Origin of the sequence: Corynebacterium segmentosum (genome assembly GCF_900637825.1) — a bacterium.
GTDB classification, from domain to species: Bacteria; Actinomycetota; Actinomycetes; order Mycobacteriales; family Mycobacteriaceae; genus Corynebacterium; species Corynebacterium accolens.
This window is the reverse complement of record NZ_LR134408.1, coordinates 2047717-2070790: the sequence shown is the minus strand read 5'-3', so window position 1 is coordinate 2070790 and position 23074 is coordinate 2047717. Positions and strand designations below refer to the sequence as shown.

The window sequence follows — 23074 nt, the reverse complement described above, 5'->3', positions numbered from 1 at the left end:
GTTCAGCGGCTTGGCTGAGGAGGGGTCTTTTGCTTACATAACTCCGGATCCAGGCGTGGGCTATCCCCACGGCTCAATGGGGTTGCCCTGCCAGGTGGCGTTGGCGGGGACGCGGTCGCCGCGCATGACCAGGGAACCGGGGCCGACGGTGCTGGATTTACCAATGAGCGAGGCGGGTAGCGCCACCGAGTGGGAGGCGAGCGTGGAGCCGGCCTCGATGGTGACGGTATCCAGGCTCATCACGCGGTCCTGGAAGAGGTGGGTCTGCACCACGGTGCCGGGCCCCACGGAGGCACCGGCGCCGACGTGGCAGAGATCGGTTTCGGGGAACCAGTAGGAATCGATCCAGGCGCCCTTGCCAATGTCCACGCCCAGCCCCCGCAGGCCCAGGTTGATCTCTCCTGTGCCGTAGGTGTGCTGGAAGAACCACGGGGCGGCGACGACCTCTACGAAGGTATCTTGCAGCTCATTGAGCCAGACGAAGGCGCTCCACAGCGGGTGGTCGGCCGCGCTGTGCCTGCCCACGCAGATCCACTTCACGGCGATGGTCACGGCCATGGCGATAGCGCCCATTGCCATGAGCACGAGGCCGGAAAGTGCCCAGGTGGTGAGGAAGCCGACATCGGCAAGCAGGTAATACAGCGTCCCCAGGGTGGCGGCGAGCAGCATGGCCGAGAACATCGGCGCGAGCAGGCGCATGGTCTCTACGATGCCGCGGGCGGCCTTGAGCTTGAACCCCGGGTTATAGGTCAGGGCCTCGGCGGACTCAGCGGGGGCATCGATCTGCGCGGTAACGCGCCGCATGCGCTCTGGTGGGGAACCCCACCAGTTGGCGCCGGACTTGGTCTTCTTCGGGGTGGAAGATAACACCGCAACCAGGGAGTTCTTGGAAAGCTTGCGCCCAGGTGCGGTAATTCCGGAGTTGCCCACGAAGGAGCGCTTGCCCACCTTGGCCTCCCCGGTGTGTATCCACCCGCCGCCGAGCTCGTAGCCGCCGATCATGGTGTCATCGGCAAGGAAGGCGCCGTCTTTGACGTCCGTGAGTGCGGGGATCATCACGGCGGTGGAAATCTCCACGTCCTTGCCAATGCGCGCGCCCAAAGCGCGCAGCCACCGCGGGGTCAGCTGCGAGGCGTAGAGCGGGAAGAGCTGCGTGCGGGCCTCATCCATGAGGCGCTCGATGGCCCACAGGCGCCAACCGGCGGCAGAGCGCACCGGGTTCACGCCGGGTGAGATGCCGATGGACAGGATGCGCACGCCCAGCCAGGTCTGCAGCATGTAGGTGGCAAAGGCCGCAAGCGCCGCAAGGGGAGCGAAAAGCACCGCGCCGATGAAGCGGTTGCCGGAGGTGGAATGCACCAGTGCTAAATCCACGATGGCGCCGATAAGCAGCGCGATGAGCGGCTGCGCGGCCAGGAAGAGAGAGGTCGCACCGTAAATGGCCACCCACCAGGGGTGGCGCTTTGGCGGCTTGGAGGGGAAGCGGTGCTTGGAGCGGCCCACCTTCTTGGCGGGCGAGCCGGACCAGCGCTGGCCGTCCTTGATCTTCTTGCGGCCGGTGACGGTGGAACCCGCCTCCACGTGGGCGTACTTGCCCACCACGGTGCCAGGGAGCAGGGTGGAGCGCGCGCCTACGCGGGCGCCTTCCTTGATGTCGATGGCGCCGACGTGGAGGACGTCGCCGTCCAGCCAGTAGCCGGTGAGATCGACCTCCAGTTCCACCGCGGCGTGCTTGCCCAGGGTGAGCAGGCCCGTCACCGGTGGCAGCGAGTGTAGATCCACGCCGCGCTTCATCTTCACGCCTAGGGCGCGGGCGTAGTTATTGACCCAGGTGGCGCCCGCAATGGAGCGCGATCCCGAGGCATCGGCCCACCGCTCCGCGGCCCAAATGCGCAGGTGGATCGAACCGCCGCGCGGGTAATCGCCGGGCGTGATGCCGGCGGTAATCAGGCGCGCGCCAAAGCCACCGATGGGGAGGCGCCCCAGCGGCGTGGCAAAGATGAGCACCAGCGCGATGACCAGCCACCACGGGAAGGACTGTGCCCAATTAACGCCCAAGGCGGAGGCCACGGTCGAGCCCAGCATGAGCCAGGCCAGCCAGGTGGTCGCCGCCAGCGTCATGGCGGGGATCTGCAGTAGCGTTTGGGCCATGCGGGTCTTAGCGCCCACGGGGGTGACCTCGCGCAGCGGTTTCTGTTGCTCCGCCGCGGGGCGCGGTTCGGCGCCGGCGATAAGTTCTGCCAGCGAACCAAGACGTGGGTGATCATAGAGATCGCGCACGGCCACGGTGGGGTAGCGATCGCGGATGTGGCCCACCAGCGTCGCCGCGGCCAGGGAAGTGCCGCCAAGGTCGAAGAAATCGGCGTTCTCATCCTCCACGGATACACCGAGGGTCTCGACCCAGAGCTCGGCCAGCCACTTCTCGGTCTCTGTCAGCGTGGTCGATTCCACGCCGACGCCGGGCAGCGGCCACGGCAGCGCCTTCTTATCCACCTTGCCGGAGGTGCGCACCGGCAGCTTATCCATCACGCAGATGCGCGGGACCAGCGCCGCAGGCATGGTTTCCGCCAGGCGTTCGTGGGCCACGCCGTGGTTAAAACCGCGCGCCTCATCTTCCAGCGAGACGTACCCCACCAGCACGGATTCACCGCCGGGGGTCTTTTGCACGGCCACGGCGGAGTTGTAGACGTTATCCAGCGCGGCGACATTTGCGTCGACCTCACCCAGCTCAATGCGGCGTCCGCCAATCTTTACCTGGTCATCCACGCGGCCCACAAAGTACAGGCCGTCTTCTTCCAGGCGCACGTGGTCACCGGTGCGGTAAGCGCGCTGCCAGCCCATGGATTCCAGCGGCGCGTATTTCTCCGCATCCTTCTGCGGGTCCAGGTAGCTGGCCAGGCCCACGCCACCGATGACCAATTCGCCGGTCTCGCCCAAGCCAACGGGCTGGCCCTGCTTATCGATGACCACCAAATCCCACCCATTCAGCGGCAGCCCGATTGATACCGCGTGCCCCGGGATCATCCGTTGCGCGCAGGCGACGACCGTGGCCTCCGTGGGGCCGTAGGTATTCCACATCTCACGGTCTTCGGTGGCCAGGCGGTCCACCAATTCTTGGGAGCAGGCCTCGCCGCCGACGATGAGCAGGCGGATATTATCCAGCGCCTCCGCAGGCCACAGGCCCGCCAGGGTGGGAACCGTGGAGACGACGGTGATATCGCGGCGAATCAGCCACGGGCCGAGGTCCATGCCGGACCGCACCAAGGAACGCGGAGCCGGGACCAGGCAACCGCCGTGGCCCCAGGCCAGCCACATCTCTTCACAGGATGCGTCGAAGGCAACCGAAAGCCCAGCTAGCACGCGGTCTTCTGGACCTAGCGGGCCGTGGGGATGATCGATGAGGAAGAGGCTGGCCTCCGCGTCCACGAAGGCGGCCGCCGAGCGGTGGCTGACGGCCACGCCCTTTGGCTTGCCCGTGGAACCAGAGGTAAAGATGATCCACGCGGTGTCTTCGGGCCGCGGGGCCTCGACGCCCTCTGCCGCGTGGCGCGGGTGTTCGCGCAGGAAGCGGAAGCCGTCATCGCTAAACAGGCCATCGATATCGGCCTCGCCGAAGACCATCTCCGCGCGCTCATCCGGATCGTCTGCGTCCACCGGCACGTAGGCCGCACCCGCGGCCAGGGTGGACAGGATGGCAAGGTAGAGATCCCGCTTGCCAGACGTCATCCGGATGCCGATGCGATCGCCCCGGCGCACGCCATTGACGTGCAGCTCCGTGGCCCACAGTTGGACCTCGTGGACGAGTTCGGCGTAGGTGATGATTTCGCCATCGTCAAGCGCGGCGGCTTCCGGGTGGATCTCCGCGGTGGTGGTAATGATGTCCCACAGCGTGCGCGGGCGCGGGGCCAGATCGCGCAGGAGGTACTGCTGCGGGACGCTAGGTCTACTACACTCTTCGGGCTCGTCCATCCTTATGCCTCGTCCTCGTCCGCGGCGATGATGGCCTTGGCCAGCTTGCGCAGGTGCTTGAGCTGCTTATTGGTGGATACGTCGAGCGCGTCATCCTCGGCGTTGGCTACGAGCTCCGTCAAGTCCTTGTGGGTCTTGGTGCCCTTCTTGGTGCACGCGACGATTTGGCGGCGGCGGTCCTTGGGATCGCGCTCGCGCTTGGCCCAGCCGCGGTCCTCGAGGGCATCAATAAGCCGCACCATATCGGAGGCGTCGATGGCCAAGGTCTCAGACAGGAAGGACTGGGAGGCGGCATCCGCCTCCACGAGGCAGGTGAGCACCCAGAACTCGCGGATGGTGGTCTGCTTGGTCTGCAGGGCCGCCTCGACGCCATCGCGGGTGCGGCGGCGCAGGCGCTCTAGCTGGAAGGACGGGGATTCGAGCAGGGAGGTTGGTATGCCGGAATTATTAGTGGAAGACATACCATCATCATAATCTTAAAAGATGGGTAAAGGCCAATTAATTGCGGATAACTGGCAGGCCATCCGCCTCCCACTGGTTGGTACCGCCCTCGACATTAATAACATCCCAGCCCAGGGCGTGTTCCAGATACTGGCAGACCTGCGCGCTGCGCCCGCCCGAGTGGCAGATGACATAAATATCGCGGTCCGGGTCGATTTCCTGGATGCGACCCGTTATCTCACTCATGGGAATATGGGTGGCACCCTGCGCGTGCACGGTGGCCCATTCGTCGTTTTCGCGCACATCGATAAGCTGCGCGCCTGCGGGAACTTCGGTTGGCTGTACGTTTTGCATACCCCGCAGTCTACGTGCCGCGCGCTAGCCGCCGTAGGTGGCCGCGGACAGGTACTGCAAGATCGCCTTCACGCGGCGGTTATCCTCGCTGGGGTCTAGGCGCAGTTTGGTAAAGATATTGGACACGTGCTTGGCCACCGCGGCATTCGAGAGCACCAGCTCGGCGGCGATATCCTTATTGGACTTCCCGCGCGACATCAGCTCCAGGACCTCGCGCTCGCGCGGGCTCAGCTCGCCCAACCCGCTGCGCCCGGAGCGCATCAGGGCTTGCGCCACCGTCGGATCGATGACCGTGCCGCCCTGGGCCACCACCTCGAGGCTGGCCAAGAAATCGCGCACCTCCGAAACGCGATCCTTGAGCAAATACCCAGTGCCCGCATCCGGGGAATCAAACAGCGCCACCGCATACGCCGGCGCCACGTACTGCGATAACACCATCACCGGCAGGCCCGGATAAGCCCGGCGCAGCGCCACCGCCGCCTTCAGCCCATCATCGCCCATCTCCGGCGGCATGCGCACATCCGTTATCACCACGTCCGGCAACTGGGCACTCAGCTTGCCGATGACGCCCTCCAGCTCCACCGCCGTTCCCGCCCTGCCTACAATCTCGTGGCCACGGCGCTCCAAGAGCCCGGCGAGCCCCTCGCGCAGGATCGCGGAATCATCCGCAATCACAATCCTTAATCCACTCATGCTGATACTCCCGTCTGCCCGCGCTCCAAAAGGAGCGGAATCGTGCACCTTACCCGCGTTGGGCCTCCCTCCGGCGAGGACAGCGACATCTCCCCGCCAAAGGCCGCCAGCCGCTCGGCCATGCCGGCCAGCCCGCGCCCCGGCTCCACCTGCGCTCCGCCCGGGCCCTCATCCACAACCGAGATGCGCAGCGCCGCATCCGAGGTGATGAGCACCGAAACCGGCGCGCCGGGCGCGTGCTTGGCGGCATTGGTCAGCGCCTCGGTGCCAAAGAAATAACCGCAGGCCAGCACGCTGGCGGAAAGCCGCGGCAACGGGTGTGGGGCGTAGACGCTGACGTGGGGGCCGTGGGCGGAGGCGGCATCGGCAAGCGCGGCCACCAAACCGTGATCCTGGAGGACCTGCGGGTGAATGCCGTGCACCGTCGCGCGCAGCGAACGCAGGCCGCGATCCACGTCCTGCTTCGCGGCGGTGAGCAGCTCGGCCTCGGTGCCGGTGGCATCCAGCAGGGCCTCACCGAGCTTCATGCTGGCCGCCACCAAATATTGCTGCGCGCCATCGTGCAGATCCCGCTCGATGCGGGCGCGCTCTACCTCGTAGGCATCCGCGATCGCGCGGCGCGAGGCCGTCAGCTCCGCGATGACCCGCGCCTGCCGCTCCTCATTGCTGGTGGCCTGCTTCTTGCTGAAAATCACGCCCCCAAGCCTAATCGCGCGCGCCCCAGGCAGGGGTAAAGCTAGCACTACCGGGAAAGTATCCTTAGCGCTGTAGGAATAGCACGCCCGGCACGGTGAAATGAACAGCATGACACAGACACTTTCCCTCCACGACATCACGAAGGATTTCGGCGGCGGCCCCGTGCTGGCCGGCATCACCCTGGACATCACCCCGGGCGAGCTCGTCGCCATCATGGGGCCCTCCGGCTCCGGCAAATCCACGCTGCTGCACTGCATGTCCGGCGTGCTCACGCCCACCGACGGCAGCGTCCGCTTCGGCGACGCGGACATCTCCACGCTTTCCGATGCCGCCCGCTCCCGCACCCGCCTCCGCCACTTCGGCTTCGTCTTCCAGGACGGCCAGCTTTTGCCGGAACTGACCAACCTGGACAATGTGGCGCTGCCCGCGATGCTCAACGGGCTGGGTCGGCGCGCGGCCCGTTCGAAGGCGCTGTCACTGCTCGACCAGCTCGGGCTCGGCGACCTCGCGGACCGCCGCCCCGCCCAAGTCTCCGGCGGCCAGGCCCAGCGCGTGACCATCGCCCGCGCCCTCGTGGCCAACCCCGGCGTCGTCTTTGCCGATGAACCCACCGGCGCCCTCGACCAAGCCACCGGCCACGAGGTCATGCAGATGCTGACCACCACCGTGCGCCAATCCGGCGCCAGCCTGGTCATGGTCACCCATGACCCCAAGGTGGCGGACTGGATGCAGCGCCGCGTGGAAATCCGCGACGGCATCATTCACGATGACCGCCGCCTGGGGGTGCAGCCATGAATACCGCGACCCTAGTCCTCAGTCTCCAACGCGAATCCGTCCGCGCCCGCTCCGGTGCGGGCATTGTCAGCGTGCTGGCCATCGTGAGCCTGACGCTGGGTTCTGCCATCGCCTTTCTCGTCGCCGGCGGCACCTGGATGTTCTGGCAGCGCGTTCATCACCCAGAAGACGCCGTGCCCGCCCTGCGCGCCGCCGCCGGCGAAAACCCGGAAAACTACTTCATGCCCTGGTTCGTCCTCGCGCTCATGGCCTGCGCCTTCATCGTTCCCGCACTCTTCAACCTGACCGCGCAGGCCGCGGTCCTCGGCGCCTCCGGCCGGGAACAGCGCCTGTCCACCCTCCGCCTTTTGGGCCTAAGCTCCCACCAGGTCGAGCGCATGGCCGCCGTGGAGACCGGCCTCCAAGCCCTCATCGGCATCGTGCTGGGCTGGCTCATCAGCGTGCTCATCGCCCCCGTCTTCACGCACGTGAAATTCCAGGACCGCCCCGTTGCCTTCGAGGAAATCATCCTGCCCTGGTGGGGATACCTCGCGGTGGCCGCAGTCCTTTTCCTCCTCGCCCTCGCTGCGGCCCTTGCTGGCATGTGGCGCGTGCGCGTCAGCCCCCTCGGCGTGGCTAAACGCCAGATGCCCGCCGCTTTCCGATGGTGGCGCCTCATCGCCTTCCTCCTCATCGTCATCGTCGGCGGTGTCCTGCTCAAAGGCCAATCCGGTACCCCCGAAATCTCCATGGTCGTCCCGCTCTTCGCGGTGATCATGAGCATCAACCTGGTCGCGCCCTACCTCCTGCAACTCGGCGCGCGCCTTTTGGCTTTGCTCCCCGGCACCGCGCACCTCGTAGCCTGCCAGCGCGTGGGCGCCAACGCCCGCCGCGCCTGGCGGCAAAGCGCGGCCATCGGCTTCTTCGGCTTCCTCGCCGGCTTCCTGATGGGCTCGCCCAATGGCACCGATGCGCTTGCCACCGCTCTGAAAGAAGAACAAGAAACGGGCATCGTGTTCCGAGACGTCTCCACCGGGGTCGTCCTGACCTTGCTCTTCGGCTTCGCGCTGACCAGCATGTCCATCTTCCTCGGCCAAGTATCGTCCGCCTTCGAGGACAAAGAACTCATTCGCTCCCTTGACCTGATGGGCGTGCCGCGCCGCTTCCAATTCCGCGCGAACACCCTCGCCGTGATGGGACCCATCGTCGCGCTCAGTATCTTCGGTTTCCTCTTCGGTGCCGGCATCGCCGGCACAATGTTCTTGAGCATCGTCTGGGACGAAGGCGTCGACCTCGCCGAACGGCTCCTCATTTCCTTCAGCTTCCTCGCCGTGGGCTGGGCGGTGACCTTCCTCGCCATCGCGCTCGTCGAGCCCCTGCGCGGTCACGTTCTCCGCAGTGGCCGCCGCAAGGAATAGCCGGTTTCCTCGGGCGCGCCGGGCTGTGGTTCTGGGGTTTTGGCCCTGGCCCAGACTCTGGCCCGGCTGGGCCTATGCCCGGCCTTGCGCTGGTCAGCTGTTGAGCCAGCCTTGCTTCAGCGCCGCGCGCTTTCATGCCGCCACAAGCGGTGCCACTGCCAGGGAGGACGCGCAAAGGGTCGCTTATTCTTTGCCGTGGCCATTACCTGCTGCACCACGAAATCTGGGTAGTGGTCAATCGTCGTTGCGGTGAAGTGGAGGGGCTTCCAGCCGCGATGGACGGCATCGTTAAGCTTGTGCCTGTCCAACTCAAACTGGCGGCGATTTTCGCCCCGGTGGTAGGCGTAGCCATCGACCTCGATGGCGATTTTGTGCTCCTTAATCATCAGATCCCAGTGGTAGGGGCCTATTTTTATATTGTTCTGGACCGCGAAATGCGGCGCGAGGGCGCGCGTTAACTGGCGCTCCGGCACGCTATCCGTGCCGATGATCGCCCTGTCCAACGCACGCTTTACCGGCCGCGGAAACCGCTGGTAGTCCAGCTTATTCAGCTCCAGCCGGCTGACCCCATCTTTGCCGGAATAAAAGTCCTCGAGGAAGGCGACCGCATCATCCTCCGGCATCGCCTCGACCGCCTGCAGTGGATTGCACACGGTGACGCCGTCCCAGGTCAACGCGCCCTTCGGCCGGGCGCGGCGCGAAGTGAAGTACTTACTCGACGGCAGCGATGAGCTGCGCAGGAATTCCAGCGGAAAGCGCAGCGGCTTTTCGACGTGCTTGAGCGCGGCCGAGTAACCGTCGAGCGCGCAATCCGGCCACTCCTCGCTCATGATGCGCGCGAGCTGGTTTGGCGTCGGTTCCTCTGACAGGCAGAAGCCGTTCGCGATCCGGACGGCGCCGTGGCGTACCGCTTGCTGAGCGGCACTTTTCCCCCGAAAAATTTCCATTCGTATCCCTCGATCTCCCTCGATCCCCCGAAACGAAGGTTGTGTGGCGCGGTTGGGCGGTTTTCAGCGCGGTTGGGTGCTTGGTTGGTGGGTTTTGATGCGTTTTAACAAATAGTGACCTCAAACCCCGCGGTTTCCGCGGCCTATTTGTCAAAACGCATCAGCTGGGCCTCAAAACAGACTTCACGGCCCTAAAACGCCGAGCTCGGCCCCGCAAAAGCGCGGACCGAGCCCTAAAGCCCCCGAAGCCCCCGCAAACCCCGCGACCTACTTCAGGCGAGCCTTGGCCTCTTCCAGAATCTTCTCGGCCTCAGCCTTGTCGCCCCAGCCGGAACCGGAAACTTCCTTGTTGGGCTCGAGGTCCTTGTAGTGCACGAAGAAGTGCTCGATTTCGTCCTTGATGTGCTGTTCCACATCGTTGATGTCCTGGTAGCGCTCCCAGCGCGGGTCATCGATGACGGCGAGCAGCTTGTCGTCGCCGCCGGCCTCGTCGGTCATCTTGAACACGCCGACGATGCGGGCTTCAACGATGACGCCAGGGAAAACGGGCTCGGGGAGGATGACGAGGGCGTCGAGGGGGTCGCCGTCTTCGCCAAGCGTGTGGTCGATGAAGCCGTAGTCGGCGGGGTAGGCCATTGGGGTGAACAGGTAGCGGTCCAGGTAGACCTTGCCGGACTCGTGGTCCACCTCGTACTTATTGCGGGAGCCCTTTGGGATTTCAATGGTTACTTCAACGCTCACAGCGATGTCCTCCATATGGGATTGGGTGTTAATTACTGTCAATAGTCTAGCGCGTTGCCCATCCGCGCTAGGGTTGGTGGCGATGAAAGCTAAGAAGGTTTGGTGGTCAGTAACCGCGCTGGTGGTCACGGCGGCGGTCGGGGGCACGGCTGCGCTGGGGGTTACCATCCAGCGCGAGTACGGCGATCTTTCGCATGGCGAGGCCGAAACGGTCCAGGCACCGGAAAATCCCCTGCAGCCGGCTAAGGCGCAGGACGTGGATTTTGCGGCGCTCAGCGCGAAGCTCGATGAGCTGGGCAAGAACGAGGATTTGGCCACCTTTGGCGGGCAGGTCATCGATAGTGAGACCGGCACGGTGGTGTGGGAGCGCGCTGCGGATAAGGCGCTGACCCCGGCTTCCTCGACGAAGGTGCTGACCACCGCCGCGGCAACGCTGGCCCTGGATGAGTCCAAGCGGATTACCACCAAGGTCTACCGCGGCAAGGACCCGAACAACGTGGTGATCAAGGCGGCTGGCGATGTCTGGATGACCAACGAGCAGCTCGATGAGCTGGCGAATCAGATTAAAAAGACCGGCACCCAGGCGGCGGGCGTGTACATCGATACCTCCGCGTGGGCGGGCGAGCCGCAGGCGCCTGGCTGGGATCCGGAGAACGTGGATGAGGGCTTCGTCGCGCCCTTGGAACCGGCCATGCTCTACGGCGGGCGCATTGGCGCAACGGAGGGCGATGTCCCGCGCAGCCACACCCCGGCCCTCGACGTCGCGGGCGAGCTGGCCAAGCGCCTGGGCACGGATAAATTCGCCCCCGGCACGGTGACGGAAGGCGCGGAGGAGCTGGCCAGCGTCGAGTCGGCTCCCTTGAGCGAGCGCGCGCTGGAGATGGTGCGGCATTCCGATAACGTCATGGCGGAGGCCATTGCCCGCGAGCTTGCCGATGCCCGCGGCAAACAGCCCAGCTTCCAGGCCGACACCCAAGCCACGCTGGACGTGCTCCGTGAGCACGGGTTCGATGTCAGCGGCGTGGATATCAAGGACAACTCGGGCCTTTCGGTAGATAATCGGTTGAGCGCGAGCGTGCTGGCGGAGATTGTCAACGGCGCGGTCGAAGAACCGCAGCTGCGCCCCTTGACGGCGTATTTGCCGGTCGCAGGTGGCGACGGCACGCTGCACGAGCGCTACGGGGAGTCTGCGGCGCGCGGGTTTGTCCGGGCAAAGACCGGCACGTTGACCGGCGTATCCGCACTGGCGGGCACCGCGCAAGGCCAATCCGGGCGAGTGTATTCCTTTGCGTTCTTGGTCAATGATGGCGAGATTATGGCGGCGCGCGCGGCCCAAGATGACCTCGCCGCGGCGCTGCACGAGTTTTAAATGAGCCCACAGCCTGGAGTTATGCCGTTTTGGCCGCGGGTTTCGCCGCATTTTTTGGCCTGCCGGCGCGCGGTCCGCGCGGCACAGTTGGACCATACCGTGGCGGTGGGGCTATCCGGCGGCGCGGATTCCTTGGCACTGTGCGCGGCAATGATCGCTGAGGGTCATGACATGATCGCGCTGTGCGTCGACCACGGATTGCAGGATGGCTCGCGTGAGCAGGCTGAAAGGGCCGCTCGGCAAGCAGAAAGCTTGGGTGCGCGGGCGCGGGTGCTCGCAGTTCGGGTACTGGAGGAAGCGGGGAATTCGCTGGAAGCGGTGGCTAGGCAAGCGCGCTACCAAGCGATGTCCGCAGCCGCGCGCGAAGACGGAGCTTCGCGCAGAGGAGGAGGGCCGCTGGAGATTGCCGTGGCGCACACGGCCGATGACCAGGCGGAAACGCTCCTCCTTGGCGCCCTGCGCGGCCGGGTGGCCGGCATGCCGGAGCGAGCAGTGGTCGAAGGCGCGCGGGTGGTGCGGCCATTTCTGCAGGTACGCCGTGCCGATACGGAGGGCGCGTGCGCGGAGCTGGGGCTGGACGTGTGGCAGGACCCGCAGAACGCGGATACGGATTTTCGGCGGGTAGCGCTGCGACGGGAGATCATCCCAGAGTTGTCTCGGGTTATCGGCGGTGATGCGGTGCCGGCGCTGGCGCAGGCGGCGATGGATACCGCGCGCGATGAAGAATACCTCGCCACGGCGGCCACCGCGGACTGTGCGGAATTGGCCGCGCTGCCGGAGCCGCGACGCCGGCGCGCTATTGCGGCCTGGCTCATCGAGCGGGGAGTGAAGGTGACGAGGGAAGGGCTTGGGGGCATCGGCAAGCTGTGTACCAACTGGCACGGACAAGGGCCGGTGGCTGTGAGTTCGGCGCGGCAGGCGGGGCAGAGGTTGGAAGTAGCACGTATAGGTGGCAAACTGGCACTATTGTCTGGTCATTAAAGGAGCGCACACGTGCACGACAAGAAAGACTTCGCCGTCCCCGCAAACCGCTACGGAGACGATGTAGAAGCAATCCTCATCACGGAAGAGGAAATTAAAGACCGCGTCCAGCAGCTGGCGGATGCGGTATCTGAGAAATATGCCGACGCCGAGCAGGACCTGCTTTTGGTCTGCGTATTAAAGGGTGCGGCCTTTTTCCTGACGGACTTCGCGCGCAAGCTATCCATCCCCTCGGAGCTGGAGTTTATGGCCGTCTCCTCGTACGGCGCCTCCACGTCTTCTTCTGGGGTGGTGCGCATCTTGAAGGACTTGGACCGGGATATCGCCGGGCGCGATGTGGTCATTGTGGAAGACATCATCGACTCGGGCCTGACGCTATCCTGGCTCATTCGCAACCTGCGGGGGCGCAACCCGAAGTCGCTCAACGTGGTGACCTTGTTGCGCAAGCCGGAAGTGGTCAAGGCGCAGATCGATCTGCTCGATGTGGGCTTTGATATCCCCAATGAATTCGTCATTGGCTATGGCCTTGACTACGCGGAACGCTACCGCGACCTGCCCTTTGTGGGCACCCTTCACCCTGATGTCTATACCACCAACTAAAATCGCGCAGTAATGAAAAACAATAAACTCCTTCGCTACGGCGGCATTGCGGCGCTGATCCTCGTAGCGCTGTACGCCTTTACGTTCTTTAGCAACGAGACCCGCGGATACGTGGACGCGGATACCTCCGTGGCCTTAAAACAGCTGCAGGATAAAAACGTTGACGAGGTAGAAATTGATGACCGCGAGCAGCGCCTGCGCATCAAGCTCAAGGACGAAATCACGGTAGAAGAGCGCGAGGGCGTACAAGAGATCGTGTCTCAGTACCCCGCGCGCGCCTCCGAGCAGGTCTTTGATGCGGTCAAGGATTCGGGTGCGGAGAAGTACGAGACCAACGTCACCCAGGAATCCTTCTTGGGCTCCATGCTCAGCTTCCTGCTGCCGATGATCATCCTCTTCGGCCTGCTGTTCTGGCTCATGTCCCGCATGCAGCAGGGTGCCGGCGGCATGTTCGGCATCGGCGGCTCCAAGGCCAAGGAGCTGACCAAGGATATGCCGACCAATACCTTCGAGGATGTTGCCGGCGCCGATGAGGCCGTGGATGAGCTGCAGGAAATCAAGGACTTCCTGGAGGATCCGACGCGCTACCACGACCTGGGCGCGAAGATTCCGCGCGGTGTGCTGCTCTATGGCCCTCCGGGTACCGGTAAGACCCTGTTGGCTCGCGCCGTTGCGGGCGAGGCCGGCGTGCCGTTTTATTCCATCTCCGGTTCGGACTTCGTGGAGATGTTCGTCGGTGTCGGTGCCTCCCGCGTGCGCGACCTGTTCAAGCAGGCCAAGGAGCACAGCCCGTGCATCATCTTCGTGGACGAGATCGACGCCGTGGGCCGCCAGCGCGGATCCGGTACCGGCGGCGGGCACGATGAGCGCGAGCAGACCCTGAACCAGCTGCTGGTGGAGATGGACGGCTTTGGCGACCGCGAGGGCGTTATCCTCATCGCGGCCACCAACCGCCCCGATATTTTGGACCCGGCGTTGCTGCGCCCCGGCCGTTTCGACCGCCAGATTCCGGTCACCAACCCGGATCTGGCCGGCCGCGAGCAGATCCTGCGCGTGCACGCCAAGGACAAGCCCCTGGCAGAAGAGGTCGATGTGGCGCAGCTGGCCAAGCGCACCGCCGGCATGTCCGGTGCAGACCTTGCCAATGTGCTTAACGAGGCCGCGCTTCTCACTGCCCGCATCGGCGGCAACGTCATTACTTACGACGCGCTGGAAGAGGCCACCGACCGCGTGGTGGGCGGTCCACGGCGCCAGGGCAAGATCATCTCCGAGCACGAGAAGAAGGTCACCGCCTACCACGAGGGCGGCCACACCCTGTCCGCGTGGGCGCTCAAGGACATCGAGCGCGTGTACAAGGTCACCATCCTGGCCCGCGGCCGCACCGGTGGCCATGCCATGACCTCGCAGGAAGACGACAAGGGCATGTACACCCGCGACGAGCTGTTTTCCCGTTTGGTCTTTGCCATGGGCGGCCGCGCCGCCGAGGAATTGGTCTTCGGTGCGCCCACCACGGGCGCGTCCTCCGATATTGAGAACGCCACCAAGATTGCCCGCGCGATGCTGACCGAGTACGGCTTTTCGCCCGACCTGGGCACCGTGAAGTACGGCCAGGAGCAGGGCGATCCGTTCAGCCACATGGGCGGGGGCGGCGGCTCCATCGATTATTCGGATGACGTTGCGGCCAAGATCGATGAGCAGATGCGCTACCTCCTCGAGCGCGCGCACGAGCAGGCCTACGACATCCTGCGCACCAACCGCGAGTTCCTGGACAAGCTAGCCGAGGCCCTCCTTGAGAAGGAGACCCTGCGCCGGCCGGATCTGGAGAGCATCTTCGACGGCATCGTCCCGCGCGATGCCTACGATGTCTTCCCCGGCGAAGACGATCGCTTCCCGCGCCAGATTGGTTACGCGCCGGTCAAGACCCCGGTCGAGCTGGCCAAGGAGCGCGGCGAGGAGCTTCCAAAACGCATGACGCTTCTCGATGCCTCCCGCGCCGCCCGCGAGCGCCGCCTCGCCGGCGAAGAGCTCAAGGGCGAAGTTGGCTTTAACTTTGGCCAGCACGCCGGCGACTACGTGGACCCCGAAACCGTGCGCGAGCTGCACGGCGGCAGCGATGGCCGCAGCGACCGCAGCGGCCGCGCGGATCAGAACGACCGCGCGGACCAGAGCGAGGGTGGCGACCGCGCCGACCGGAGCGACCACGACCGCGCCGACCACAACGACCGCGGGGAGCGCGACGGTGGGGAAGGGCGATCGGATTCGGCATCGGAAAGCAGGGGCAAGCACCACAAGCCCGAGGGAGAAACCAGCCAATGGTTCACCCCAGGTTGGAATGAGTCTTCCCGCCGCGATAACCCCTACGCGCGCGATGCGGAAAAGCCGCGCGATGATAAAGAGTAAGAAGTACGTGCATGTCTGAAAATCACACTGATAACCAGCAGGTGCCCGCCCGCGCGCCGTATGACCACGAGCGAGCGGAGGCGGCCGTCCGCGAGCTGCTCCTTGCCGTTGGTGAGGATCCTGACCGTGAAGGCCTGCGCGAAACCCCGGCACGCGTGGCCCGCGCCTACCGGGAGGTCTTCGCCGGCCTGCACGAGGATCCAACGGAAGTGCTGCATAAGACCTTTGCCGAGGATCACCAGGAACTGGTCTTGGTGCGCGATATTCCCATCTACTCCACCTGCGAGCACCACCTCGTGCCGTTTTATGGCGTGGCGCATATTGGCTATATTCCCGGCAAGGATGGACACGTCACTGGGCTAAGCAAGCTGGCCCGCCTGGCGGATTTGTATGCCAAGCGCCCGCAGGTCCAAGAGCGCCTGACCCAGCAGATTGCCGATGCGCTCGTTAATGTTCTCGAGGCCCAATCCGTCATCGTGGTCATCGAGTGCGAGCACCTGTGCATGGCCATGCGCGGCATCCGAAAGCCGGGCGCAACCACAACGACCTCCGCGGTACGCGGCGGGTTTAAAAATAACGCCGCCTCGCGCGCAGAAGTGCTCAGTTTTATTCGTACGTAGCGCGTACGCAGTCGAGTTTGTCGAGCGAAAAGGAGAACGCAGTGCATCCGGCTTCCTCAGTTGGAGAATTGACCATCGCGAAGCGCACGCTCGTCATGGGCATCGTGAATGTTACGAAGGATTCCTTTTCCGATGGCGGGCGGTGGCTCGACTTCGACGCTGCCACCACTCATGCCCGTGAACTGGTGGAACAGGGCGCGGATATGATCGATGTGGGCGGCGAATCCACCCGCCCGGGTGCGGTGCGCGTGGAGGCGCAGGAAGAGGCCGACCGCGTGGTCCCGGTCATCCAGGCGCTGCACGAGCAGGGCATTCGAACCTCGGTGGATACGATGCGCGCCTCGGTCGCCACCGCGGCGGCCGAGGCCGGGGTGGACATGATTAACGATGTCTCCGGCGGCCTTGCCGATCCTGAAATGTATGCCGCCATGGCCGATGCCGGCGTGCCCGTCTGTCTCATGCACTGGCGCACGCTGCAGGAAGGCGCGTTCGGATCCGCGGCGGGCACGGCGGATCACGGCGGCGATGTGGTCCGCGACGTCCACGAGACCCTCGCCCGCCTGAGCAATAACGCCCTGGATGCGGGTGTGAAAAAGGAAAATATCGTGCTGGACCCGGGCCTCGGCTTTGCCAAGAGCCCGCAGGATAACTGGGCGCTGCTTAAGGCCCTGCCCGAGTTTCTAGATGGCGAGTTCCCCATCTTGGTGGGTGCCTCACGCAAGCGCTTCCTCGCCGCCATCCGGGAAGACCGCGGGGTAGAGACAAGCCCGCTGCTTGCCGATCCCGCCACCGCCGCCGTGACCGCCATCTCCGCCCAGATGGGCGCGTGGGGCGTGCGCGTGCACGAGGTGGGCGTATCCCGCGATGCCGTCGACGTGGCCGCCGCGTGGAATGCCGGCAAGTCCTATGTAGGCGGCGCCAATGCCACCGGTAGCTACCGCAATGCCGCCACCGGCACTGGCACAGTGACCTCCACCGCGATGGGTACGGAAAGGAATTAACCATGGCAGATCGCATCGAATTAACCGGCCTGGAGTGCTTTGGCTACCACGGCGTCTTTGCTGAGGAAAAGCGCACCGGCCAGCCCTTCATCGTCGATATCACCTGCTGGTCCGAATTCGCCGAGGCCGCAGCTCACGATGATCTGACCAAAACCATCAATTACGCCGAGCTTGCGGATGTAGCCGCCAGCATCGTCGAAGGCCCCTCCCGCGACCTCATCGAGACCGTCGCCAGCGAGGTGGCCGATACCATCATGGATTCCTTCGCCGACCTCCATGCCGTGGAAGTGACCGTGCACAAACCCAAGGCGCCCATCCCGCGCACTTTTGCCGATGTCGCCGTCGTCGCCCGCCGCTCCCGCAAACACGCGCGCCTTGGCACGAACCCCGGGAGTAAGTAATGCGCGCGGTACTATCCATCGGCTCCAATATGGATGACCGCGTGGAGCTTTTGCGGACGGTATTTACGGAGTTCCGCGAGGACATCGTGGCGGCCTCGCCCGTTTATTCAACCCCGCCATGGGGAGTAACGGACCAGGATGAATTCTTGAATGCGGTGCTTATCGTGGACGTCGAGGAGAGCCCACTGGAGCTCTTGCGCCGCGGCCAGAAGCTGGAAGAGGCGGCAGAGCGCGTGCGCGTGCGCCACTGGGGCCCGCGCACCCTGGACGTGGACATCGTTGATATTGAGGGCTATAGCTTCTCCGACCCGGAACTTACCGTCCCGCACCCCTTTGCCCACGAGCGCGCATTCGTGCTTATTCCCTGGTTAGCCGCCGATCCGGCTGCTAAGTTGAAGGGACAGGATGTCTCCGCGCTGGTTGCCGCGTTGAACCCGCAGGAAACCGCAGATATCCACCGCCTGGGCCTGATGGAGGAGTTATGAAACGAACCTCGCTCGGTGCGCTTATCGGCGTAGGGGTATTCATGGCCGCCGCGGCGGCCATCCTCACCACGCGCTTTTATGGCTCGATGATGGCCATCCCGGTTACGGTCTCTGCCACGCTATGGCTCATGGTGGTGGTGTGCCTGGGGCTTACCTGGAAGGTGGATAAGGCCACCGATGAGGATCACGGCATCGGGTTGGATAATTCGCAGCTTAATCCCATGACCATCGCGCAGTTCATGCTGGTGGGCAAGGCCTCGGCGTGGACGGGCGCGATCGTCGGCGGGCTCTATGCCGGCGTGGCGGTGTATGTGATCCCAAATGCGGGAACCCTTGTCGCGGCTTCCGATGATCTGGTGGGAGTGCTCGCTTCTGCTATCGGCGGCGTCGCCATGTCCGCGGCTGGCCTGCGATTGGAGCGACACTGCGAGACCCCGCCGCCACCAGACGGGCTTCAAGCGGTACATTAGGGAACATGACTCAGCCGCGCTCTTCTTCCAAAGACTCGTCGTCCTCGCCGGATTTGGGACAAATTGGGATTATCGCCCTCGTCATCTTGGCCGGCATCGCCAGCATCGTCATGCTCATTTCCGGCTCCGCAGCGGCGCTCAAGATTGCGCTGATTGCCGCCCTGTGGGCCGCGGTTGTGGGCTTTTTCTTAGTGATGCGCTACCGCCGCCAGGCCGAGGAATCCGTGACCAAGCTGGAGCTGCAGGAGCGCGCCCACCGCGCGGAGCTCAAGCAGGCCCGCGCGGCCGAAGGCAAGGAGCTGCCGGATCAGCAGATCCTCGATGAGATCCGCACCGAGCTGGCTTCTATCCGCAAGCAGATCGAGGATTTGTCCGGCCACGAGTTCACCTACGAGCCCGCCGCGCTGCACGCTGAGGCGCGCCGCATCATGGAGCTGGAGGCACAGACCGCCGCGGCGTCCCATCACCGGGAAGAAGAGATCGATTTCGAGCAGGCTTCTACCGGCGCGCCTTCTGCCGATGCCATCGCCGGCCGCCTGGGCAATCAGCCAACTGGTGCGCACGCGGACTCCAACCCGCTCAATGACATCATCAGCGAAAACACCCGCGCCCAGCGCAGCACCGGCCGGACCGCCGAGCCGCTTGCCGATGCCCCCAAGCCCGCCGCGTCCAGCGAGGCCGCGGGTGCGAAGGAACCGAAGGACGTTTCCTTCGATACCGGCAGCTTCCAGGCCGTGCGCTGGGATTCGGGCGGAGACTCCGACATCAAGCGCCACGGCTCCCAGCACGCGGGTACCGATAGCGCGGCACACTCTGGTTCCCGCGGCAGCCACCGCAAGCCGGAAGATGACACCGCAGCTGAGCCCGCTTCCGATGCGGTGACCCAGAATATCCCGCAGCAGGCAACCGGCAAGGACGCGCGCGAGGAATACAAGGGCTCGGGCCACCACGTGGCGGCCGAGCAGAAGCAAACGGCATCGCGCCGCCAGCAGCAGACCCGTGGCCGCCGCCGCAGCGACGAGCAGCGCGATGGTTCCGTGTCCGTTTCGGAGCTGTTGGCACAGATGAAGAAGGATAAATAAATGCGTCCACCGCGCATGCGTGTTGTCCTTTTCGGACGCAGCCTCGCCGGGATCTCCCTGGCCAATGCCATGGAGCGTGCCGGCCACACCGTGGAGATGCTCAATGATCCGGCCGAACTTGGCTCTTTCCAGGCGCTGATTCTGGCCGTGGGTGAGGCGCGGTTGGACGCTGCCGTCGAGCTAGTCCAGGACCACGTGCACAAGGGGCTCATCGCTTTCCACACCTGCCTATCGCGGGGCGTGCAAGGCCTCGATCCGCTGGAGACACACGGTTGCATCGTGGCGGCCATAGCACCCATGGCGGGCGGGCGCTGGGCCGTATCCACGCTGGATGAGCTGGGCGAAAACATCGCTGACTTCGTAGTGACCGAATTCCGGGGGCAGGCAGTGCCGCTTTCCGATGCCGAACGTCCCGCCTTTGCCGCCCGCTCCTACTACATAGAAATGCTCAGCCGCTTGCACCTAGCAGCGGCCGTAGAAGCCAATTTCTTTGCCGAGTTTGATGAGATCCCACCGTCTGAATTCGACATCGATACAGAGGACATCATCGCGGCCTATCGCGGCGCCACGGATCCCGGAATGCGCCGCCACTATTTAGAAACCGCTCGGCGATTGGGTGAAGTAGAAGATCGCACCGAATTAGAAATGTGGGCCCTGCAGGAGGAATCGCGATGAGCTTGAAGATGGGACAAGCCACCATCATCAGCGAGGTCGACCGCATCCGCATGGTGGGAAGCGCCCTGCGCAAGACCGGCCGCCCCGTGGCCTTCGTGCCGCTGACTACCGGCGTGCATGCCGGGCACATCGCCCTGGTGCGCGCGGCCCGCCGCATCCGCGGCGCGGTGACCGTCGTGGCCCTCCAAGAACCCCGCGCCGAAGATGTAGAACTCCTGCGCGCCGAGGGCGTGGACGTCATCTGGGATTACACTCCCGAAAAACTCTGGCCTCATGGCCGCCGGATAACTGTTTCGGCTCGCGGCGTCGCGGACGCACACGACGCTGCGAACTCCGCCGCTGCCGAGCAGACGCCTGATGCTGAATCCGCGTCCGCAGGCTTAGAGCCAGACCTATCCGGCGAGCTCACCCTCTACCTCACGCTGATGATGGCGCTGTCGCCTACCGATGTCCTCATCGGTGAGAAAGACTACGAGCTGCTCTTGGCCATTCACCACGCGGTGCAGGACCTGCACCTTGGGGTTCGCGTGCAGGGCGTTCCCGCCGTGCGCATGCCCGATGGCGTGGTGATGAGCCTGCGCAATACCCGCGTGCCCGAGGATAAGCGAGAGGACGTAGCCGCCCTGTCCGCCGCGCTTACCGCCGGGGCACATGCGGCAGAGGCGGGCGCGGACAAGGTCTGCGAGGTTGCCGCAGGTGTCCTAGAAGCCGCCGGAGTAGAACCGGAATACCTAGAAGTACGAGGCCGCGATTTAGGCGCGCCGCCTGCCGAGGGTGATGCCCGCCTGCTGGTTGCTGCCACCATTGGCGGAGTCAGATTAATTGACAACGTTGGCCTGCCGCTGGGGATTGGATTCACTAATATTGAAGAGCACGAGGCTAAGGCCGAGCTCGAGCGCGAAAAGCAGCGCGAACAAAACCAATCCCCGGAGGACTAATGACCGAAATTCACATCCGCGACCTTGACCCGCGCGATGAACCCAAGGCGATTGAGTTTGCCATCGAAGGCATGCACCTGCACTGGTTTGTGAAGAACCCGCGCTTTGAGCGTGCCTACGGCCGTTATTTTTGGGATTTAGAGCGCGCCCAGGCCACCGATATCTTGGCCGCCTATGCCGATGACGGGCGCTTCCTCGGCGTGATTTTGGCATCGATTAAAGGCGAACCAGCGCTGCCGTATCCATGGTGGCGCAAGGCCTATGTCAAGGCCGTAGATCTCTTCAATAGCCTGCGCCCTGGCGGCCACCGCGAGGACTACGATGCCGCGAACGAGGATATGTTGGTCAGCTACCTGGCCGAAAACACCGTGGACGGTGAAATCGGCTTCCTCGTCGCGGACCCAAACTCGGGTGTAAAGGGCGTGGGCACCGCGCTCCTTGAGGCCTTTGAGGAGCGCCACCCCGGCAAGGATATTTATCTCTACACCGACGATGGCTGCACCTATCAGTTCTACGATTCCCGCGGTTTTGAGCGGGTGGGGGAGAAGGAAATCTCCATCGATGAGGACCGCGACCTTACCTGCATGCTGTACGTCCGCCACGTGGCGTGAGGCTACCGCGTCACGCCACGCAAATGAGCACGGCTTCACGCAACGCAGCTACATCGGCGAACGCTACAGACTTCGCGGCACGATTTTTCGCGGCGCGTTAGTTCGCCAGCGCGCCCATCGGATCCCACGCCGGCAGGGTGGTGATTTCGGCGGACTTGAGCGCCTCTTGGTATTGCTCAGGCAGGCGGGACGGGTGGACGGCGATTTCGAAGACGTACTCGTCAAACCAGTCATCGGCCATGGTCCAAAAGCCCTTATCGCCCTTCTCGGTGCCCCAGGAATTCTCCACGCGCCAGCGGGTGACGTCGCCGCCCTCGGCGATATCCGCGCCGGTAAAGACCATCGCGTGCGTCATCAGGGACTCGTGGAGGCGGAGGCGGTCCGGCTTCTCGATGCCCATCTCCACCCCATACAGCCCCTCATAATCGTGCAGGCGCTTGGCCCAGACGCCGCTATCGGCATCGGATTGCTGGCCGGTATCGCAGCCGAACCAGACGGGCTGGCCATCCTCGATGGCAGAGCGAGTGGCATCGCGCAATACCTCGACCGGGGCGTTGAGGTAGGTGACCTTTTCGCCGGCGACGTTGCCCAGGTAGTCCACGGTGTAGAGCTCGCCGTAGTTATTGCGCGGGTCATTGACCACGCAGACGTACTCGCCCAGATCCTTCGGGAGGTATTCGCGGGCGAAGTCCTGCGGGGTAAAAGTGCCCTCGCGGTGGAAGTTATCGTCCTTATCGCGGTACTGCCACTGGAAATCTGTGGGCGGGAGGCCGAGGTTGGCGGTGAGGATGCGGTAGACATCGGCAAGCGCCTGCTCCTGCGCCCCAGACTTGCCCACGCGGATCTGGTGGGCGGCGCGGCGCAGGACGGTCTGCAGGTTGCGGTTGAGCATGGCGCTGGCCTCGGAGGACGCGGTCTCCGGCATGGCGTACTTGGGCACCACGCCGTACTTTTCCACCAGCGAGACGAACATGGACCACTGGCCGCCATCGCCAATGGGGTCATCCATGAGCTTGGTCAAGGTGCGGTCCGTAATTTCGCGGTCCTTGAGCTCGTCTACCGCAGTGAGGAACCAATTGGCTTTTTCCAGCTTGTCGTAGAAGTACAGGTAGGTCTGCGAAAGCTCGAAATCCTTGATGTTGGTGCGGTCCATGATGCCGCCGCGCAGGGAATTCAGGCCCGCAAAAATCCAGCAGCGGCCAGAAGCCTTCTGGTTGGCCGCGCCCCACTTATCGAGCTTGTGGCTGGTCGCCGTGGTGAGTTCGCGCACGAGATCGCGGTCGACGCTCAGCTTATCGATGCCCTCCTGCGCCACCGCATTCCGCGCCGCCCTGATGGCCGGCTCGCTGGTGAGGGTGGCGTTGGTGGTGTGAACTTCCTGTGGATTGATCTCATTCATTTCTCGATG

Annotated in this window: 23 protein-coding genes; 15 read left to right on the top strand and 8 right to left on the bottom strand. The window is 64.3% G+C overall.

Annotated features, from left to right (window positions below):
• Nucleotides 1–60: 60 nt before the first annotated feature.
• From EL217_RS09865 to EL217_RS09845, 5 genes are read right to left on the bottom strand one after another with little or no spacing between them, the layout of a single operon-like run.
• Entirely contained in the window at nt 61–3969 is a 3909-nt protein-coding gene (locus EL217_RS09865; protein ID WP_126319834.1) for a Pls/PosA family non-ribosomal peptide synthetase, read from the bottom strand.
• 2 nt (nt 3970–3971) lie between these two features.
• A complete protein-coding gene (locus EL217_RS09860) occupies nt 3972–4430 on the bottom strand; it encodes a MarR family winged helix-turn-helix transcriptional regulator (protein ID WP_126319833.1) in 459 nt (152 codons plus the stop codon).
• Between the two features lie 37 nt (nt 4431–4467).
• Nucleotides 4468–4764, bottom strand: a complete 297-nt coding sequence (locus tag EL217_RS09855; protein WP_126319832.1) for a rhodanese-like domain-containing protein — start codon at nt 4762–4764, stop codon at nt 4468–4470.
• Between the two features lie 24 nt (nt 4765–4788).
• Nucleotides 4789–5457 (bottom strand): response regulator transcription factor, encoded by a 669-nt coding sequence (locus EL217_RS09850; RefSeq protein ID WP_126319831.1) that lies wholly within the window; start codon nt 5455–5457, stop codon nt 4789–4791.
• Entirely contained in the window at nt 5454–6263 is an 810-nt protein-coding gene (locus tag EL217_RS09845) for a sensor histidine kinase (RefSeq protein ID WP_232018285.1), read from the bottom strand. Before EL217_RS09845 ends, EL217_RS09850 begins: the two co-directional genes overlap by 4 nt.
• Here EL217_RS09845 and EL217_RS09840 point away from each other — a divergent pair.
• Both EL217_RS09840 and EL217_RS09835 read left to right on the top strand, forming a co-directional pair.
• Nucleotides 6262–6948 (top strand): ABC transporter ATP-binding protein, encoded by a 687-nt coding sequence (locus tag EL217_RS09840; protein ID WP_126319830.1) that lies wholly within the window; start codon nt 6262–6264, stop codon nt 6946–6948. The genes EL217_RS09845 and EL217_RS09840 overlap by 2 nt on opposite strands.
• On the top strand, nt 6945–8345 hold the full coding sequence (locus EL217_RS09835) for an FtsX-like permease family protein (protein WP_126319828.1): 1401 nt from the start codon (nt 6945–6947) through the stop codon (nt 8343–8345). The genes EL217_RS09840 and EL217_RS09835 overlap by 4 nt, the downstream gene beginning before the upstream one ends.
• Nucleotides 8346–8461: 116 nt before the next feature.
• On the opposite strand, the gene EL217_RS09830 is transcribed toward EL217_RS09835, so the two are convergent.
• Nucleotides 8462–9292: a DUF559 domain-containing protein gene (locus tag EL217_RS09830; RefSeq protein WP_005279489.1), complete on the bottom strand. Its 831-nt coding sequence runs from the start codon at nt 9290–9292 to the stop codon at nt 8462–8464.
• Between the two features lie 267 nt (nt 9293–9559).
• The gene (locus EL217_RS09825; protein WP_023017995.1) at nt 9560–10033 is read right to left on the bottom strand and encodes an inorganic diphosphatase; all 474 of its coding nucleotides are present in this window, start codon (nt 10031–10033) and stop codon (nt 9560–9562) included.
• An 82-nt stretch (nt 10034–10115) separates the two neighbouring features.
• Here EL217_RS09825 and dacB point away from each other — a divergent pair, with 82 nt between their 5' ends.
• From dacB to EL217_RS09760, 13 genes are read left to right on the top strand one after another with little or no spacing between them, the layout of a single operon-like run.
• The gene (dacB, locus tag EL217_RS09820) at nt 10116–11402 is read left to right on the top strand and encodes a D-alanyl-D-alanine carboxypeptidase/D-alanyl-D-alanine-endopeptidase (protein ID WP_126319826.1); all 1287 of its coding nucleotides are present in this window, start codon (nt 10116–10118) and stop codon (nt 11400–11402) included.
• Between the two features lie 21 nt (nt 11403–11423).
• A complete protein-coding gene (tilS, locus tag EL217_RS09815; RefSeq protein ID WP_232018283.1) occupies nt 11424–12383 on the top strand; it encodes a tRNA lysidine(34) synthetase TilS in 960 nt (319 codons plus the stop codon).
• A 12-nt stretch (nt 12384–12395) separates the two neighbouring features.
• Complete coding sequence (gene hpt, locus EL217_RS09810) at nt 12396–12983, top strand: hypoxanthine phosphoribosyltransferase (RefSeq protein WP_005279498.1); 588 nt, start codon at nt 12396–12398, stop codon at nt 12981–12983.
• Between the two features lie 12 nt (nt 12984–12995).
• Nucleotides 12996–15383: an ATP-dependent zinc metalloprotease FtsH gene (gene ftsH / locus EL217_RS09805; RefSeq protein WP_126319822.1), complete on the top strand. Its 2388-nt coding sequence runs from the start codon at nt 12996–12998 to the stop codon at nt 15381–15383.
• Nucleotides 15384–15394: 11 nt separating this feature from the next.
• Nucleotides 15395–16003: a GTP cyclohydrolase I FolE gene (folE, locus tag EL217_RS09800; RefSeq protein WP_126319820.1), complete on the top strand. Its 609-nt coding sequence runs from the start codon at nt 15395–15397 to the stop codon at nt 16001–16003.
• Nucleotides 16004–16044: 41 nt separating this feature from the next.
• Complete coding sequence (gene folP / locus EL217_RS09795; protein WP_232018278.1) at nt 16045–17004, top strand: dihydropteroate synthase; 960 nt, start codon at nt 16045–16047, stop codon at nt 17002–17004.
• A 2-nt stretch (nt 17005–17006) separates the two neighbouring features.
• Entirely contained in the window at nt 17007–17405 is a 399-nt protein-coding gene (gene folB, locus EL217_RS09790) for a dihydroneopterin aldolase (RefSeq protein WP_126319818.1), read from the top strand.
• A complete protein-coding gene (gene folK, locus EL217_RS09785; RefSeq protein ID WP_126319816.1) occupies nt 17405–17890 on the top strand; it encodes a 2-amino-4-hydroxy-6-hydroxymethyldihydropteridine diphosphokinase in 486 nt (161 codons plus the stop codon). Before folB ends, folK begins: the two co-directional genes overlap by 1 nt.
• Nucleotides 17887–18360, top strand: a complete 474-nt coding sequence (locus EL217_RS09780) for a DUF3180 domain-containing protein (RefSeq protein WP_005284844.1) — start codon at nt 17887–17889, stop codon at nt 18358–18360. The genes folK and EL217_RS09780 overlap by 4 nt, the downstream gene beginning before the upstream one ends.
• Nucleotides 18361–18365: 5 nt before the next feature.
• Nucleotides 18366–19442 carry a DUF6779 domain-containing protein gene (locus EL217_RS09775; protein WP_126319814.1) on the top strand — a complete coding sequence of 359 codons (1077 nt, stop codon included), beginning with the start codon at nt 18366–18368 and terminating at the stop codon, nt 19440–19442.
• Nucleotides 19443–20117, top strand: coding sequence for a hypothetical protein (locus EL217_RS09770; protein ID WP_232018277.1), 675 nt, complete (start codon nt 19443–19445; stop codon nt 20115–20117). It abuts the gene before it with no gap.
• Nucleotides 20114–21055 carry a pantoate--beta-alanine ligase gene (locus EL217_RS09765; protein ID WP_126319812.1) on the top strand — a complete coding sequence of 314 codons (942 nt, stop codon included), beginning with the start codon at nt 20114–20116 and terminating at the stop codon, nt 21053–21055. The genes EL217_RS09770 and EL217_RS09765 overlap by 4 nt, the downstream gene beginning before the upstream one ends.
• On the top strand, nt 21055–21666 hold the full coding sequence (locus EL217_RS09760) for a GNAT family N-acetyltransferase (RefSeq protein WP_005284832.1): 612 nt from the start codon (nt 21055–21057) through the stop codon (nt 21664–21666). Before EL217_RS09765 ends, EL217_RS09760 begins: the two co-directional genes overlap by 1 nt.
• A 97-nt stretch (nt 21667–21763) precedes the next feature.
• Here the strand turns inward: EL217_RS09760 and EL217_RS09755 are convergent, their stop codons facing one another.
• Complete coding sequence (locus EL217_RS09755) at nt 21764–23065, bottom strand: aminopeptidase C (protein ID WP_126319811.1); 1302 nt, start codon at nt 23063–23065, stop codon at nt 21764–21766.
• Nucleotides 23066–23074: the final 9 nt, after the last annotated feature.

Excerpts from the sequence above, each read along its gene's own strand:
- EL217_RS09865 (WP_126319834.1), bottom strand. The coding sequence starts at position 3,969 with ATGGACGAGCCCGAAGAGTGTAGTAGACCTAGCGTCCCGCAGCAGTAC.
- EL217_RS09860 (WP_126319833.1), bottom strand. The coding sequence starts at position 4,430 with ATGTCTTCCACTAATAATTCCGGCATACCAACCTCCCTGCTCGAATCC.
- EL217_RS09855 (WP_126319832.1), bottom strand. The coding sequence starts at position 4,764 with ATGCAAAACGTACAGCCAACCGAAGTTCCCGCAGGCGCGCAGCTTATC.
- EL217_RS09850 (WP_126319831.1), bottom strand. The coding sequence starts at position 5,457 with ATGAGTGGATTAAGGATTGTGATTGCGGATGATTCCGCGATCCTGCGC.
- EL217_RS09840 (WP_126319830.1), top strand. The coding sequence starts at position 6,262 with ATGACACAGACACTTTCCCTCCACGACATCACGAAGGATTTCGGCGGC.
- EL217_RS09845 (WP_232018285.1), bottom strand. The coding sequence starts at position 6,263 with ATGCTGTTCATTTCACCGTGCCGGGCGTGCTATTCCTACAGCGCTAAG.
- EL217_RS09835 (WP_126319828.1), top strand. The coding sequence starts at position 6,945 with ATGAATACCGCGACCCTAGTCCTCAGTCTCCAACGCGAATCCGTCCGC.
- EL217_RS09830 (WP_005279489.1), bottom strand. The coding sequence starts at position 9,292 with ATGGAAATTTTTCGGGGGAAAAGTGCCGCTCAGCAAGCGGTACGCCAC.
- dacB (WP_126319826.1), top strand. The coding sequence starts at position 10,116 with ATGAAAGCTAAGAAGGTTTGGTGGTCAGTAACCGCGCTGGTGGTCACG.
- tilS (WP_232018283.1), top strand. The coding sequence starts at position 11,424 with ATGCCGTTTTGGCCGCGGGTTTCGCCGCATTTTTTGGCCTGCCGGCGC.
- ftsH (WP_126319822.1), top strand. The coding sequence starts at position 12,996 with ATGAAAAACAATAAACTCCTTCGCTACGGCGGCATTGCGGCGCTGATC.
- folE (WP_126319820.1), top strand. The coding sequence starts at position 15,395 with ATGTCTGAAAATCACACTGATAACCAGCAGGTGCCCGCCCGCGCGCCG.
- folB (WP_126319818.1), top strand. The coding sequence starts at position 17,007 with ATGGCAGATCGCATCGAATTAACCGGCCTGGAGTGCTTTGGCTACCAC.
- folK (WP_126319816.1), top strand. The coding sequence starts at position 17,405 with ATGCGCGCGGTACTATCCATCGGCTCCAATATGGATGACCGCGTGGAG.
- EL217_RS09780 (WP_005284844.1), top strand. The coding sequence starts at position 17,887 with ATGAAACGAACCTCGCTCGGTGCGCTTATCGGCGTAGGGGTATTCATG.
- EL217_RS09775 (WP_126319814.1), top strand. The coding sequence starts at position 18,366 with ATGACTCAGCCGCGCTCTTCTTCCAAAGACTCGTCGTCCTCGCCGGAT.
- EL217_RS09770 (WP_232018277.1), top strand. The coding sequence starts at position 19,443 with ATGCGTCCACCGCGCATGCGTGTTGTCCTTTTCGGACGCAGCCTCGCC.
- EL217_RS09765 (WP_126319812.1), top strand. The coding sequence starts at position 20,114 with ATGAGCTTGAAGATGGGACAAGCCACCATCATCAGCGAGGTCGACCGC.
- EL217_RS09760 (WP_005284832.1), top strand. The coding sequence starts at position 21,055 with ATGACCGAAATTCACATCCGCGACCTTGACCCGCGCGATGAACCCAAG.
- EL217_RS09755 (WP_126319811.1), bottom strand. The coding sequence starts at position 23,065 with ATGAATGAGATCAATCCACAGGAAGTTCACACCACCAACGCCACCCTC.